This window comes from Sphingomonas sp. 1185 (genome assembly GCF_040544655.1).
GTDB lineage: Bacteria > Pseudomonadota > Alphaproteobacteria > Sphingomonadales > Sphingomonadaceae > Sphingomonas.
Genome location: NZ_JBEPKL010000003.1, coordinates 55,258 through 70,203, shown reverse-complemented (window position 1 = coordinate 70,203; position 14,946 = coordinate 55,258). Strand labels below are relative to the sequence as shown.

Annotated in this window: 15 protein-coding genes and 1 tRNA gene; 11 read left to right on the top strand and 5 right to left on the bottom strand. The window is 65.4% G+C overall.

Features of this window, described 5'->3' with window-relative positions; all coding sequences use genetic code 11:
- Positions 1-54: 54 nt before the first annotated feature.
- The 9 genes from rhmD (at position 55) to ABIC44_RS03835 (ending at position 8,197) form a co-directional block, all read left to right on the top strand.
- Positions 55-1,242, top strand: a complete 1,188-nt coding sequence (gene rhmD, locus ABIC44_RS03875; protein WP_354293785.1) for an L-rhamnonate dehydratase — start codon at positions 55-57, stop codon at positions 1,240-1,242.
- Between the two features lie 10 nt (positions 1,243-1,252).
- On the top strand, positions 1,253-2,116 hold the full coding sequence (locus tag ABIC44_RS03870; protein WP_354293783.1) for a 2,4-didehydro-3-deoxy-L-rhamnonate hydrolase: 864 nt from the start codon (positions 1,253-1,255) through the stop codon (positions 2,114-2,116).
- Positions 2,113-2,862 (top strand): SDR family NAD(P)-dependent oxidoreductase, encoded by a 750-nt coding sequence (locus ABIC44_RS03865; RefSeq protein WP_354293781.1) that lies wholly within the window; start codon positions 2,113-2,115, stop codon positions 2,860-2,862. The genes ABIC44_RS03870 and ABIC44_RS03865 overlap by 4 nt, the downstream gene beginning before the upstream one ends.
- Complete coding sequence (locus ABIC44_RS03860; protein ID WP_354293779.1) at positions 2,862-3,764, top strand: amidohydrolase family protein; 903 nt, start codon at positions 2,862-2,864, stop codon at positions 3,762-3,764. The genes ABIC44_RS03865 and ABIC44_RS03860 overlap by 1 nt, the downstream gene beginning before the upstream one ends.
- Positions 3,765-3,805: 41 nt before the next feature.
- On the top strand, positions 3,806-4,648 hold the full coding sequence (gene kduI / locus ABIC44_RS03855) for a 5-dehydro-4-deoxy-D-glucuronate isomerase (protein ID WP_354293778.1): 843 nt from the start codon (positions 3,806-3,808) through the stop codon (positions 4,646-4,648).
- Positions 4,649-4,653: 5 nt separating this feature from the next.
- Positions 4,654-5,409: a 2-dehydro-3-deoxy-D-gluconate 5-dehydrogenase KduD gene (kduD, locus tag ABIC44_RS03850; protein WP_354293777.1), complete on the top strand. Its 756-nt coding sequence runs from the start codon at positions 4,654-4,656 to the stop codon at positions 5,407-5,409.
- 64 nt (positions 5,410-5,473) lie between these two features.
- Positions 5,474-5,965, top strand: coding sequence for a nucleoside deaminase (locus tag ABIC44_RS03845; protein WP_354293775.1), 492 nt, complete (start codon positions 5,474-5,476; stop codon positions 5,963-5,965).
- Between the two features lie 68 nt (positions 5,966-6,033).
- Positions 6,034-6,110, top strand: a tRNA-Pro gene (locus ABIC44_RS03840).
- Between the two features lie 224 nt (positions 6,111-6,334).
- Positions 6,335-8,197: a site-specific integrase gene (locus tag ABIC44_RS03835; protein ID WP_354293774.1), complete on the top strand. Its 1,863-nt coding sequence runs from the start codon at positions 6,335-6,337 to the stop codon at positions 8,195-8,197.
- Positions 8,198-8,310: 113 nt separating this feature from the next.
- Here the strand turns inward: ABIC44_RS03835 and ABIC44_RS03830 are convergent, their stop codons facing one another.
- From ABIC44_RS03830 to ABIC44_RS03820, 3 genes are all read right to left on the bottom strand, one after another.
- Complete coding sequence (locus ABIC44_RS03830) at positions 8,311-8,799, bottom strand: hypothetical protein (protein ID WP_354293772.1); 489 nt, start codon at positions 8,797-8,799, stop codon at positions 8,311-8,313.
- Between the two features lie 59 nt (positions 8,800-8,858).
- A complete protein-coding gene (locus tag ABIC44_RS03825) occupies positions 8,859-9,377 on the bottom strand; it encodes a hypothetical protein (RefSeq protein WP_354293771.1) in 519 nt (172 codons plus the stop codon).
- A gap of 63 nt (positions 9,378-9,440) precedes the next feature.
- Positions 9,441-9,734: a hypothetical protein gene (locus ABIC44_RS03820; RefSeq protein ID WP_354293769.1), complete on the bottom strand. Its 294-nt coding sequence runs from the start codon at positions 9,732-9,734 to the stop codon at positions 9,441-9,443.
- A 643-nt stretch (positions 9,735-10,377) separates the two neighbouring features.
- Here ABIC44_RS03820 and ABIC44_RS03815 point away from each other — a divergent pair.
- Both ABIC44_RS03815 and ABIC44_RS03810 read left to right on the top strand, forming a co-directional pair.
- Complete coding sequence (locus ABIC44_RS03815) at positions 10,378-12,399, top strand: S8 family serine peptidase (protein WP_354293768.1); 2,022 nt, start codon at positions 10,378-10,380, stop codon at positions 12,397-12,399.
- A 130-nt stretch (positions 12,400-12,529) separates the two neighbouring features.
- The gene (locus ABIC44_RS03810) at positions 12,530-13,198 is read left to right on the top strand and encodes a hypothetical protein (protein WP_347091783.1); all 669 of its coding nucleotides are present in this window, start codon (positions 12,530-12,532) and stop codon (positions 13,196-13,198) included.
- A 112-nt stretch (positions 13,199-13,310) separates the two neighbouring features.
- Here the strand turns inward: ABIC44_RS03810 and ABIC44_RS03805 are convergent, their stop codons facing one another.
- Complete coding sequence (locus ABIC44_RS03805) at positions 13,311-13,937, bottom strand: hypothetical protein (RefSeq protein WP_354293766.1); 627 nt, start codon at positions 13,935-13,937, stop codon at positions 13,311-13,313.
- Complete coding sequence (locus ABIC44_RS03800; protein WP_354293765.1) at positions 13,934-14,443, bottom strand: hypothetical protein; 510 nt, start codon at positions 14,441-14,443, stop codon at positions 13,934-13,936. The genes ABIC44_RS03805 and ABIC44_RS03800 overlap by 4 nt, the downstream gene beginning before the upstream one ends.
- Positions 14,444-14,946 lie beyond the last annotated feature (503 nt).

Sequence of the window (14,946 nt, the reverse complement as noted above, 5' to 3'; positions counted from 1 at the left end):
GGAGGATCGGATGCGGGGCGGTGGCCGAACGACGCAAGCCAGCGAGGGTGGGCGATGACCCTCTCGCGGATCAAGCATGTCCGTGCCTTCGTCGCGCGCGGTGCGGGCGCGGATTATCACGATCAGGGCGCGGGCCATTGGATCGACGACCACATCGCCACGCCGATGAGCCGCTATCCCGAGTATCGCCAGTCGCGGCAGAGTTTCGGCATCAACGTGCTGGGTACGCTGGTCGTGGAGATCGAGGCGGAGGACGGCACGATCGGCTTCGCGGTGACGACCGGGGGTGAGCCCGCCGCCTATATCGTCGAGAAGCACCTCGCCCGCTTCCTCGAAGGACGCTCTCCTGTCGAGGTCGAGAAGATCTGGGACCAGATGTATTTCTCGACCCAATATTATGGCCGCAAGGGCTTGGTCGTGAATGCGATTTCCGGTGTCGACCTGGCGCTGTGGGACTTGCTGGGCAAGCTGCGGGGCGAGCCGGTCTATCACATGCTGGGCGGCGCGGTGCGCGATGAGCTGCAATTCTACGCCACCGGCGCGCGGCCCGATATCGCCCGCGAACTGGGCTTCATCGGCGGCAAGCTGCCGCTCCACCATGGTCCGGCCGAGGGGCTGGAGGGAATGGAGAAGAACATCGCCCTGCTCGCCGACATGCGGGCGAAGTGCGGCGACGATTTCTGGCTGATGTACGATTGCTGGATGGCGCTCGACCTCGATTATGCCACGCGGCTCGCGCATCGCGCCTGGAACGAATGCGGGCTGAAATGGATCGAGGAGGCGCTCAGCCCCGACGACTATTGGGCCTATGCCGAATTGCGCAAAAAGGCGCCGCCGGGCCTGCTGGTCACGACCGGCGAGCATGAGGCGACCCGCTGGGGTTTCCGGATGCTGATCGACATGGGCTGCTGCGACATCATCCAGCCCGATGTGGGCTGGTGCGGCGGCGTGACCGAGCTGATCAAGATCGCCAACTATGCCGACAGCCGGGGCGTGATGATGATCCCGCATGGCTCATCGGTGTACAGCTATCACTTCGTCATCACCCGGCACAATTCGCCCCTCGCCGAATTCCTGATGATGCACCCGGGCCCGACCGAGGTGGTGCCGATGTTCGCGCCGCAATTGCTGGGCGAGCCGGTGCCGCAGAATGGCCGTATCCGGGCCAGCGCGCTCGACAAGCCCGGCTTCGGCGTCGAACTCAACGCCGACGTGCCGCTTCACCGCCCCTATACCCATTGAGGATATTCGCATGAAACTCTGCCGTTATGGTAAAAAGGGCGCGGAAAAGCCCGGTCTCGTCGATGCGCAAGGTCGGATCCGCGACCTGTCCGGCGTGATCGACGACGTCACGCCCGCCACCATCACGCCCGAAGTGCTGGAACGCCTGCGCTTGGTCGATCCCGAAACGCTGCCCCTGGTCGAGGGTGATCCGCGCTACGGCGTCCCCGTCGCCGGAATCGGCAAGTTCATCGCTATCGGCCTGAACTATGCCGACCATGCCGAGGAATCGGGACTGGAGCCGCCGCCCGAGCCGATCTTCTTCACCAAGGCGATCTCGTGCCTGACCGGTCCCAACGACTCCGTAATGATCCCCAAGGATGCCGAGAAGACCGATTGGGAGGTCGAACTGGGCATCGTCATCGGCACGACCTGTCGCTATGTCGAGCAGGCCGATGCGCTGAACCATGTCGCGGGCTATGTCCTGGCGAATGACGTGTCCGAGCGCGCGTTCCAGAAAGAGCTCGGTAGTCAGTGGGATAAGGGCAAGGGTTGCGACACGTTCGGACCTGTCGGTCCCTGGCTGGTCACGCCGGACGAGGTCGGCGATTGCCAGGAGCTGGACATGTTCCTGGACGTGAACGGACGGCGGATGCAGACCGGCAATACGCGGACGATGATCTTCCCGGTCGCCGAATGCATCGCCTATGTCAGCCGCTTCATCACGCTCCATCCGGGCGACCTGCTGATCACCGGCACCCCGCCGGGGGTGGGCGAGGGGCAGAAGCCCGACAAGATCTTCCTCAAGCCCGGCGACACCATGCACCTGGGCATCGCGAAGCTCGGCGAGCAGCGGCAGACCTGCATCCCCTTTGCGATGGAACTGCCCGCGTGACCCTCTTCGAGGGGCGCTTTGCGGGGCGATCCGCGATCGTCACGGGGGCGGCATCGGGGCTGGGCCTCGAGGTCGCTCGGAGGATCGTCGCCGAGGGCGGATCGGTGGCGCTATGGGATGTCGACGGTGTTAAACTTGCGGAAGCGGCGGAGGATGTCGGTGCAACATATTGGCAATCCTTCGATATTGCCGATTGCCAGGCGGTCGAGCATGCCACCGTCGCCAGCGTGGCGGCGGTGGGCAAGGTCGATATCCTCATCTGCTCGGCGGGGATCACCGGCGCAACGGCCTGCGTCGAGGACTATCCGCTCGACAGCTGGCAACGGGTGGTCGAGATCAATCTGAACGGCGTCTTCTATTGCTGCCGCGCGGTCGTGCCGCATCTCCTCGCGAACGGCTATGGCCGGATCGTCAATGTCGCATCGGTCGCGGGCAAGGAGGGCAATCCCAACGCGTCGGCCTATTCGGCGACCAAGGCGGGGGTGATCGGCTTCACCAAATCGCTGGGCAAGGAACTCGCGGGCAAGGGGGTCATCGCCAACGCGATCACGCCCGCGACCTTCGAAAGCCCGATCCTCGCGCAACTGCCCAAAAGCCAGGTCGACTATATGCGCGGCAAAATCCCGATGGGGCGGCTGGGGCAGGTGAGCGAGACGGCGGCGATGGTGTGCTTCATGGCGTCGGAGGAATGCAGCTTCACCACCGCGGCGACCTTCGACACCTCCGGGGGGCGGACGACCTTCTGATGATCCCGTTTGTCGATGCGCATATCCATCTGTGGGACCTGGAGCGGCTGCGCTATCCGTGGCTGACGCCGCCCTTTGCGGATGATGGCCCCAACGGCTCGGTCGAGGCGATCGCCCGGACCTATCTCCCCGCCGATTACAGGCGCGAGATGGCGCGGTGGAATGTCGTCGGCGCGGTGCATGTCGATGCGGGCGCCCATCCCGGTGATGCGCTCAGGGAGACCGAATGGCTGGACGGCCTGGCCGATGCCGAGGGGCTCCCCGATGCGATCATCGCCTTCGCCGCGCTCGACGCCCCCGATCTCGACAGTTTCTTGGCGGCGCAGGCCCGGCACCCCCGCGTGAGGGGCATCCGCCATATCGTCAACTGGCATCCCGATCCCCGGCGAAGCTATACCGAGCGCGACGTGACCCGCGACGCCGCCTGGCAGAGGGGCTTTGCCAAGCTGGCCGATCATGGCTTGTCCTTCGACCTGCAATGCTATCCGGGCCAGATGGCCGCGCTGGTCGAACTGTTCGCTCGCCATCCTGATATTCCAGTGATCCTCAACCATGCGGGCATGGCGGTCCTGGACGACCCTGACGGTCCGGCCGAATGGCGGCGGGGACTGGCGGCGCTGGCGGCTTGCCCACAGGTGTCGGTCAAGCTGTCGGGCTTCGGCTTTGCCCGGCGCGACGCGACGCCCGCCTTTGTGCGTGACACGGTCCGCACCGTGATCGACCTGTTCGGCACCGACCGCGCGATGTTCGCCAGCGACCTGCCGACCGACCGGCTGTTCGGCGCCATCGATGCGCAGATGGACGCGTGTCACGCCGCCGTCGCCGACTTCAGCGAGGAAGACCGCCGCGCCCTATTCGGTCGCAACGCCGACCGCATCTATCGATTGGGACTGGGCTGCTGACCGCGCCCGGCTGTTCACGCAGGACCATGGGAGTTTCGAGCATGTACGACCGCACCTACTACGCCACCCATCCCGACATGATGGCATGCGTCTCCAACGACGAATTGCGCGACCGTTATCTGATCCCGGACCTGTTCCGCACCGGCGAGTGCGTGCTGAACTATACCCATGCCGAGCGGTTCGTGATCGGCGGCGTCGCGGTGGGTGACGCCCCGGTCAAGCTGCCCGACCAGAAAGAGCCCGCATCGACCGCCGGTCATCCTTTCCTCGAGCGCCGCGAACTCGCCATCGTCAATGTCGGCACCGCCGAGGGACGCGTGACGGTGGATGGCGAGGTCTTTGTGTTGGGCAACAAGGATTGCCTCTATGTCACGATGGGCGCACGGGAAGTCCTGTTCGAAGGGCAGGGCGCCCGCTTCTATCTGGCGTCCTGTCCCGCGCATAAGGCGTTTCAGACCCGCAAGCTCGGCATTGCCGATGCCAACGCGCTGGAGCGCGGCAGCCTGGCGGAATCCAACGAACGCACCATCTTCCAGCTCGTCATTCCCGGCGTATGCGACAGCGCGCAGCTGGTGATGGGGCTCACCGTGCTCAAGCCGGGCAGCGTCTGGAACACCATGCCCCCGCACATTCACGAGCGCCGCAGCGAGATCTATTTCTATTTCGAACTGGACGATCTCGCCAACGACCGGGTGATGCACTTCATGGGGGAAGGCGAGGCGACCCGGCATCTGGTCGTCAAGAATGAGGAAGCGGTGATCTCACCGCCCTGGTCGATCCATATGGGGGCGGGGACCAAGGCCTATGCGTTCATCTGGGCGATGGCGGGCGAGAACCAGGACTATACCGACATGAACGTCCTCGACATCTGCCAGCTGGCCTAAGAGTCATGGCACATCCCTTTGATCTTGCTGGCAAGGTTGCGGTTGTCACCGGCGCGAACACCGGCATAGGGCAGGCGATCGCCGTGGCCTTGGCTGCGGCCGGGGCGGAAGTTGCCTGTGTGGGGCGTACCCCCGCCGAAGAGACGGCGGAGCAGATCCGGGCGCTGGGTCGCCGGGTCGTCCTGATCCCGGCCGATCTGTCCACGATCGCCCCCGTGCAGCAGGTGGTCGACACCACCCTGGCCGAACTCGGACGGCTCGATATCCTGGTCAACAATGCCGGTATCATCCGCCGGGCTGACGCCGTCGACTTTACCGAAGAGGATTGGGATGCGGTTATCGACACCAATCTGAAAAGCGTGTTCTTCCTGTGCCAGGCCGCCGGGCGGTACATGATCGGGCAGGGGAGCGGCCGGATCATCAATATCGCCTCGATGCTGACCTTTCAGGGCGGCATCTGCGTGCCGAGCTATACCGCATCCAAAAGCGGAGTAGGCGGGCTGACCAAGCTGCTCGCCAATGAATGGGCCGCCAAGGGGGTGACCGTCAATGCCATCGCGCCGGGCTATATCGCGACCAACAACACGGCGGCACTTCAGGCAGACGAAAGCCGGAACAAGGCGATCTTGGACCGTATTCCGGCGGGGCGCTGGGGCAACCCCGCCGATCTGGGCGGGGCAGCCGTGTTTCTGGCGAGCGACGCGGCGGCCTATGTGAACGGCCATATCCTGGCGGTCGACGGGGGCTGGCTGGCGCGCTGATCGTCGGGGCAGGCCGCCAGCCCCAGGCCATGGACCGGCAACGCGACTGCCGCGTTGAAGGCTCATGACACAGGAAGACGAACGATGGATGCGCCAGGCGATCGCGGTCGCGCGGTCCAAGGGCTCCGATCCCGCCACTTCGCCGCTCGGGTCGATCATCGTCCTGAACGGACAGGTGATCGCCGCCGAGCGCAACCAGACCCATGAGCTCCGCGACGCCACCGCCCATGCCGAGATGATGGCGATCCGTCGCGCCTGTGAGGGGACCGGCGAGATGGAACTGCGCGGCGCGACGCTCTATTCGACGCTGCAGCCCTGCGGGATGTGCACCATGGCCGCGATCTGGTCGAAGGTGGGGCGGGTCGTCTATGGCGCCGGGCGCGACGACGTGCACGCCATGTATTTCGAGGCGCGGCATGTCGACACGCTGTCCTTCATCGGTGATGCCTATCGCGACGACATCGTGATCGAAGGCAGTTGCCTGCGTGAGGAATGCGCGGGCCTCTATTACCCGCCCGACGCCAACCTGCCGCGTGAGGAGCAGGCTAACCTGTAGGGGAACCGGCTCATGATCAAATTCCCCTTGCACGTACCGCCCCGCTTCCCCTAAGGGCGACCCCCTGTCGGGGAGTGGCGCAGTCTGGTAGCGCGCCTGCTTTGGGAGCAGGATGTCGCAGGTTCGAATCCTGTCTCCCCGACCATCCGCATCTAAGTTGTTGATTTCACGTCGCCTACCTGGCGATCGGGAACCGTTGTACCCACGGCTGTACCCATCGCTGTACCCATTGGGGGTGACGGAATGGGATTACGGAACCTGCGGCTGCGCGGCGGCAGCTATCATTGGCGGCGCAAGATCACGGTGGCGGGCACGCACGTGCCCCTGTGCTTTTCCCTTCGAACGGGAAATTATAAACATGCGCGGTGTATGGCCGATCGCCTGAATGTGGCGGTCGAGGGGGTGCGCATGGCCTATGGCCAATCGACGGGGATGAGGCCGGATCAACTGAAGAAGGTGTTCAGCGATGCGCTGCGCTGGCAGTTGCAGCGCATCCTGGAAGATCAGGCAGGCACCACCGCGCCAGCCGATGATCACGCGTCGATCAATAGCCTCTATGCCGAGGCCTGGGGCTTTCTGGGCCGCCGCGGGGTCGGCGCGCAATGGACGCTGGACGAGCATGACCGCCTGATCGCGGCCGGCTGGTCGCCAGCGCGCGCGAAGCAGGTCGCCGATCTGGTGTTCGAGTTCCAGAACAACGACCCCGTCTCCAAGGCCCAGATCGACAAGTACACCACCGTGTTCGGCATCCTGCCGACGCAGGACAATGTCGCCCGTATGGGCAAGACGATCTGCGCCGCACGGGCCGCCGCCTGCCGAGAAGCGACGGCGCTGCTGCCCGACACGGAAGACGAGACGGCCGCATGGGTCGACGACGCGTTGGCGGACGACGCGCCATTCGCCTTCGAGCAGATCGCGCCACAAGACGCGTGCCCTGCGCCTACAGAACCACTCTCGGATGACATCGTCACGCCTGCTCAGACCCCGGCGCCGCCGCCAAAGCCCGAGCGACCAAAACAACGCATCGTCGATGCGGCTGAGGCCTGCATCGCCGCGTACAGCAAGGAGGGCGGCTGGGACACGGATTCGATCAAGCAGGTGCGGACCGCCATCCGCCTGTTCGATCACGCTTGCGGCGGCGACGCCTTCATCGAGGATCTGGACCAATCCCATGTTCGCGCCTTCACGACCCTGTGTCGGGCATTGCCGAACCGCTGGGGCCGTACCCGCGAAGAACAGGCGGGTGGCATCGCCGCCAGCCTGGAGCGGGCGAAAGTCATGGACCCCGCGCAGATCGGCATCAGTCAGGTCACCATCAACAAGCATCTGACATGGGTCGCTGCCGTCCTGGCCCATGCGGCGGGCGAAGAGGATGACCCCGAGGCGCATCGACCGGCCAAGCCGCTGTCCTTCAAGGTTGCGCGGGCCGGCCTTGGCAAATCCGATCGCAAGCAGCGCAAGCGTGACCGGGACAAGCGCGCCAATTGGACCAAGCAGGAAGTCGCCACGCTGTTGTCCGCGCCGATCTGGACCGGGTGCGCCGGTATCGGCGGACGTTTCAAACCCGGAACCGAAATCTTCCACGACGCCTGGTACTGGCTGCCGTTGATGCTCCCACTTTATGGCGGTCGCAGTTCAGAGCTTGCCGGACTGGGCTTGGCCGAGGTCTTCGAACAAGACCTGATCCCCTATTTTCTGATCCAATATACCGAGGATCGGTCGCTCAAGAACATCCAGTCGATCCGACGGCTGCCGATCCATCCCGAACTGATCCGCTTGGGCTTTATCGATTATGTGAAGTCGATGCGCGCCGCAGGATCCACGATGCTGTTTCCGGAGATGCAGTCGCCGAACTCGACGACATTCGCCGGCACGTTTTACAAGTCCGTGTTCAGGCCGTTGCGGGACTGGGCTTTCCCCGAAGGCACGTCATGGCGGCATCGCGTCGGCGGGGCATGGAAGGACAAGGACGTCCACAGCTTCCGCGGCTTGGCAACGACGACCATGAAAGGGCGTGTTCCCAGCGAAGTGCGGTGCGACATCTTCGGCCACGAGGGCGAGACGGAGACCGCAAGGACCTATGACGAGGAAGCCGAGCTTTCCCTCAAGCTTGATGCCCTGAAGTTGCTGACGCCGCTGACCGCGCACATCCCTGCGACGCTCCCCATTCGGCTAAGGCCGCCCGAGCGACGGCAGCATCGTACGCGAGCCGCGAAGGTGCGGTTAAAGTGAGTGTCGGCATATCGGACGAGCTGCCATATTCGGGCAAGACCGCTATTATTTTCGAGCGGGTGTCCGAATAGGCTGGCTCGTCCGTACAGGGTGATAGACCTCGACGCGATCCGTCAGGCGGCCTTTGCCCAGAGCGTGCACTGCGAGTCGTCATACTGGACGCCCGGCCGCATGACCTGCCGGGTCAGCCACGTGCTGGCGCGTTCGATGCCCTCACTCAGATCGTCTGCGGGTTTGCCGTCGATGTGCACGATCTCCCGCGGAGCGAGCCGGAAATGCCCGCGCACATGAGCCTGCGGCAGGATCAGCCCCCGGTTGCCCGACTTCGACTGCCACAGGCGGCAGCCGCTCTGGATGTGGCAACGGCCATCGCGCGGCAGGAACATCGTGATCCCGGTCAGCGCCGGGTTTGGTCCGGTGCGATATTCGAGGTGCAGGACGTCGGCGTCGGTCTCGACCGCGTGACGACCCATCTTGATCTGATCCTCGATCTCGAGCGGATCACCACCGGTGATGGCGACTCCGGGCTTGAGCTTGCGGTTGCCGAGCAGCAGCTTGACGACGGCGCGGGTGACGGCGGCTTCGAAATTCGGGGTGTTCATCTCGATATCTCCTTGTTTCATCCCCCATTTCCGGGGGCACATTCTCGTGTTCGCTGATCTCAACCCTGTTCTGTCCGCCGGCAGGCGCGGACGATCTCGGCGGCGGCGCGCTCGAGCCCGGTCACCCGCTCCCACCCGCTGTTCCAAGGAGCGGGCATCGACACCTCCAACCCGTGCCGGGTGATCCCGACGAAGAGGTCCGGACGCGCCGGCACGAGGTGCAGGCCGCCATCGGCATCGCGGTAGAAGCTCAAATCTGGCACCAGGATCGGTCCGGTGACCGAGTGCAGCGCGACATCGGCCCGCACCGGTTCGAGGATTTCGGGGTGGAAACCGTGCCGGACCAGCACCACGTCGCGCTTGCGGGTCGCGGCACAGCGCATGACCGCGTCGTCATAGAGACGCTCGGCGACCGGGGTCGCCACGACGACCAGGTTGTTCTCGAGCGACTCCACGCCCCCCGGCAGGCCGGTGTTGCCCGCGTAGGGGTACGGCTCGTCGGGAGCGAGTGCGGTCAGAACATAGTTGAGGAGCGCGACCGAGGTCGTCGGCAGCGTGTCATGGAGAGTCGAATGCATGGGGGTACCTGCGCAACAGCGTGATCCCCGGACCGGCTGGTCCGGATCAGGCCCCTTCGATTTTCATTTCTCTTCAGGGCTTCGCTCGGCCCCGGCCGATCTTCCCTTCCTCACACGGCAGCGGTCGCGGCCATCGCGAAAGACAGCGTTGCCGATCACGGCATAGGCCCAGTCGTCGAGCATGCGGGCGCTGTCCGCGATGGTGCCGGAGCGATGGATCGCGGCGGCCGGGCAATAAACTTCGGCCATGGCGGGCACCCAGCCGGCGATGCTGCTGGCGGGCTGGCGTTGCCACCATTGTCCCGCGATCAGGGCGGTCAGCAGCAGGATGGCGCTCAGGCGAAACACGATGGGCAAGCGACGTCGCTTCATTTTCTTTCCTCCAGCAGATTGTCGCTGCTGGAGAGGGTAAACATCTCGAAATACGCGATATTGTTCAGACGGAAGCCGCCCAGCTTGCCGCATGTTGCAGCAGCCCGAACGGCGTTCCTGCACGGCGGGACTTGGTTCGTTAACAGGTTCCGCTTACACCAGTGCCGTTCGCCAGCAGGCGGACCGAGGCGTGGAAACCTCGCTATTAGTAGCCGTGTACCCGGCCCGAACCAGTTTCGGCCGGGAGGCGCTCGCGGATGTCCAGGGCTCCTTCGGGGGCCTAAAGGCGTGCGCGCTCGTCTAATAGCGAGTTTCCAACTTCCGGCTTTCGGGTCGGCATCGCCTCGTCATCAGGGGCGATGCCGTCGGCTGGGGAAGCCAAGCATCGCCCGACACGGGGGTGCGTATGGTTGCGGGACTTGGCCGCCAGTGGCGGAGAGCTTTTCAAACATCATCGGTGATTTCAGCAGCCATGCTGCTTGCGGCCTGTGGCGGCGGAGGTGGTGGAGGCGTTAATTCGTCCGGATCGATCCCGACGCCGACACCTAGCCCAACACCGACGCCATCCCCCACACCGACCCCGCCGCCCAGCGCTGTAGATAGCGCGGAGTACAAGGCTTCCGCCGCCGTGGTCGGCGCGAAAGCCGCCTATGCCTATGACAGGGGCATCACCGGCAAGGGCGTGACCATCGCTGTCATCGACACTGGCATCGCCACCAGCAGCGCCGAGTTCGCCGGCCGTATCTCACCCGACAGTATGGCGTTCGAGAATAAGATCGCGCGTTGCGCCACCTGCTCGCCGGAGACGGTGACCTTCCCGCTCGACGATGTACAGGGCCATGGCACCGAAGTCGCCTCGGTCGCGCTGGCGGCCAAAAACGGCTTGGGTATGCACGGCGTCGCCTATGACGCGACGCTGCTTGCGCTAAAGATCGCCGCGCCGAATCTCGAGAACGTCACCCCCACTTCCGTCATCAAGGAGGCGGACAGCGCTAATCCGATGAACGTCGCCCCGGCCATCACCTATGCGGTGGAAAAAGGGGCGTTCGTCATCTCGCTGAGCCTGAACGGCGAGGCAGCCGGTCAGGCGGCGACCGAACAACGCACCGCAATGGACGGCGTCGTCAAAGCCGACCGGCTGCTGGTCCAGTCCGTCTCCAACTTCGTCGACGACAAGAGCGCTGCATCAGGCACGATCACCCGCAACCTTGTTGGCAGCAATCTGGAGAACCAGGACAATTTCCTGTTTGGCATCCGTGTCGACAGCTCGCTGCGACCGCCGAGCGGCAATGGCCTGCCCGGCGATCTTGCCGACCGCACGCTGGCGGTGGTTGCGACGAACGTCAGCGTCGTCGGCAAGGACGGGCAATTGACCGCCGTCACGGGCAACAGCTTTGCGACTCCCGCGATCGCCGGGGCGGCGGCGCTGCTCAAGCAATGCTGGCCGCAGCTCGGCGGCAAGGCGATCTCGCGCATCCTGCTCGATACCGCGACCGACCTCGGCGACAAGGGTGCCGACCAAATCTTCGGCGCCGGGTTGCTCAACATCGAGGCGGCGATGAAGGCGCAGGCGCCCACCAGTGCCTTCGCCGCCGCCGATATGGTGCTGGCGCGCTATTCCTCGCTTAGCCTGTCGGGCCCCTTCGGCAGCGGCGGGCAGCTAGCCGATACCGTGACCCGGATGACGGTCGTCGACCGCTATGGTCGTGACTTCGCCATGACTGGCACCACCGGACCACGCAGCCGGGGTTCGGGGTTGCTGGCAGGCGCGATGCTGGGAACGATCGATCCGCCGTGGCTGGCCATCACGGCCAACGACGCAAAACTGGGGTTCGCCTCCGCCGCCACCGGTCCATGGGCCGCAGCGCGCTCCAACCGACCGGCCACCTTCGCCTTCTCGCCCGCTGCGGGACAGACGATCAGCTTCAGCGCCAATGCCGCGGTCGGGCAAGGCGCAGGCATCGCCGGCTCTGCTTTGCGCAACGTCGCAGCCACACCGGTCGGCACCTCGTCATCGTGGAGCGGCAGCGGCTGGTCGGCAGGCTTTGCTTCCGGCGCGTCGCACGACGGCCGCTCTGCTTTGCGCAGTGTCAGTTTCGCAACGCCGCTGGGGCTTGGGGTTGAGCTGTCGGATCTGACCGAGCGCGGTCAGGTGCTGGGCCTGCGCGGCCCCGCTGGCTTCGCCCTCTCGGGCAGCCGGACGACGCTGGTTACCCTGAACGCCAGCCGCAGCATTGCAGGCGTGCTGCTGTCGGCACGGGCCACGGCCGCCACCACTCGTGTCGCTGGTGGATCGGACCTGCTGCGCTTCACCGGCCCGATGACGGGGACGGACTTCGCGCTCGACGCCGCGTATCGCCTCGGCGGCGGTACGATGACGTTCGGGCTGTCCTCGCCGCTTCGGCTCGAACGCGCCCGTGCGGTCGTCGAGGCGCCCGTCGCCTATGACCTGATGACTGGCGCGCTCGCCACCCGCCTCACCACCGTCGACCTGACACCGACCGCGCGCGAGATGGACGTCGAGCTCGGCTGGTCGGCCGCGCTGTCGCCCAGCTCGTCGTTGCGGCTCGGCGTCGCCCATGCCTTCGACGCCGGCCACGTCGCCGGCGCGCAGGACACCGCAGGCTTCGTCGCGCTGGTGCTGCGATGAGGCTCGCCGTCCGGGCCCGCTCGCCACCGGCAAGCGCAGCCCACCCCTAGAAACACACCCTCAACGGACCTGCCACGCCGGAATGCATTCCGGCGAACGAACCCGCACGTCCGGAATACAAGGACATGACATGATGACGAAGCTCACCGCCACCGCCGCACTGGCGCTGCTCACCGCCTGTGGATCGGCCTCGGTTACCGAGCAGGAGGCCGCCGCGCAGACGAAGACCGCGGCCGCGCCGCTGACGATCGCTGGCATCCGTATCGGCATGGCCGCGCCCGAGGTGCAGGCGACGCTTGCCCGTACCGGATGGAAGGTCGAGACGTCGGCGGGCGAGGATTGGGCCGCGACCGTCGACCATGAGGCCAAGCGGCAGCGCGACGTCTTCCCGATCGAGGAGCCGAAACAGGGTGTGGCGGTGCTGAACGCCGCGAAAGGCGACGAGAGCCTGATCGTCGAATTCCAGCCGATGCCGACGGGTGACGCGGTCAAAGTCGTCAAATACGTCGCGCCTGCGGCCGGACGGACGCCCGAGCAGATCGCCGCCGAGATGGTGAAGCGCTATGGCAAGCCGGGTTTCTCGCAAATCGTTGGATCCACATACGAGGCGAGCTGGTGCACGGGCGGCGACCGGTGCCGTCAAATCTGGGGCAATCCGCACGAGGGGCTTGCGGCCAAACTCGACGTCTACGGCAAGCTGAACGTCTCCCTCTCGCAAGGCGTGGTAGCGGAGCGGGCATGGCAGAATGCGGTCAGCCGTGCGGTCGGTGGAGGTACGGCAGGGAAATCGTCATTCTGACGAGCCGTAGCCGCCGACGGTCAGTTCGATGGACGGGACGCTGGGTCGTCCCGTCCATCGCCATGAATCGATCCGGCACGCTGCATGAAGCGATACCGAAATTCCGCTCTGTTCACTGCCCCAGCGTCAGGGCCCAGCGTGCGGAGAAATCCGCCCAATCCTCTGCCCACATGGCATGCTCGCTTTCGGCAAGATCGGGATGGGGCGGCCCCCAACCGGACGCCCGGTGGGTGCGACCAAGCACGATGGCGTGGGCATGCGGGGCTTCCTCCGCCAGCTGATCGCACGGTGCGTGAGCGACCACGAAACTGGTCAGGCGGCGTTCCCGGCCGAACCGCAAGGCCGCATAGGACAGCACTGCTCCGAAGCCGTCATGCACGGGCACATCGGAAACGAACGGGAAGGTGAAGACGGCGCCCAGAAGCTTCTGATGCGGCCGGACCGCCGCGTCATAGTCGCCAAACAGCCGCCCGATAGATGTGACGTCCGGCACGCCGGGCGCAGGGATGATCCGGTAATCGCGGGCCGTCACCGGCCAGCCGCACGCCGTTCTCACCCCATCGTCGACCGGTTTGACCGGGTTGAGCTTGGCGAAGGCGATCTGGCTCATCGTATTTTCCAGTCCGCTGCGCCGCGGCCGGACGAGGCCGAAGCCGATCGCGCGACCGGCCTCGGCACGGACGTCGAAAAGCCGGTCAGTGACGGCACCCGGCGCCAGCCATTCGGGGAGTGTGGTCACATCGTCCCTCCCGCGAAGAAGATGCCGGATAGAAACGCGCGCCCGTCGGCCAGTCCCGCTCGCCGATCCATCTCGCTATCCCATGGCGCGCATTCGCAACCGCGAAGCCCTACCGGCAGCAGGGCGAAGGACGTTCTGCTCGGCTCCGGAGGCACGAAATGACATGATGCCCCGGCACCGAGGAAGAGGTTCAGTCCGGATGAGTAAACCGGATCGTTGCCAGCGAGCATGACCGCGAAGGTGATGTCGTCGACGCCATTCGGCGAGGCGAGCGCGACCAGCGCATCGGTATCATATGCCCGGACGAGGTCCTCGACGTCTCGGCGGGCGGGCGGCGCGATCGCCGGGACGATCAGCAACCGCGCCGCCGGCGCGTGAAGATAGTGCCGCAGCCGGGTGGCAGGCTTCGGGCCTGCATCCGGATCGACGGGAAAGCGCAGCCCGGCAAGACGCGCAGGGGTCAGGGCGGCGGCGATCGCGACCGCCTCCAGTGTCTTGATGTGCATGGTCGACTTCTATCCATGGGGGCCGCGGGCTGTTCGCGGTGATCCTCCTTGGTCATTTCACCTCTCGGCTCAGCCGATTCGTTCTCCCGACCTTTCGTCATCGACCTCGCCGCCATGCGGCGCTTGGGTGGTCTTGGCGGAGCATGCCATTGGCCATGCGACCGGTCCCGCCTTCCGGAGGCACCGTCATCGCGGTGCCGGCGGACCTGGAGGCGACGCCTCCACCAGGAGCGCATTGCGCTCCCGGCGCGCACGCGCCGACGCAGCTAAAATGACACAAATATGAAATGTGACATTTTAGCGGTATTGCGCCGCAGTTTCTGTGCGGCCCCGCATGGGGGCGGTCTGCCTTCTTCTGTGAGGGCGCCCACTTCTCTCTGTGAGCTTTCCTCCATCTTTTTGTGAGGCTGTGCGCGCCGCCCTTACGGCGGCGTTTACCGCGTGTGAGGGTCTGCAAGGCTATGCCTGCTTGGTGTCGCGAGCGGCGAGCATCGGCCGTCCGC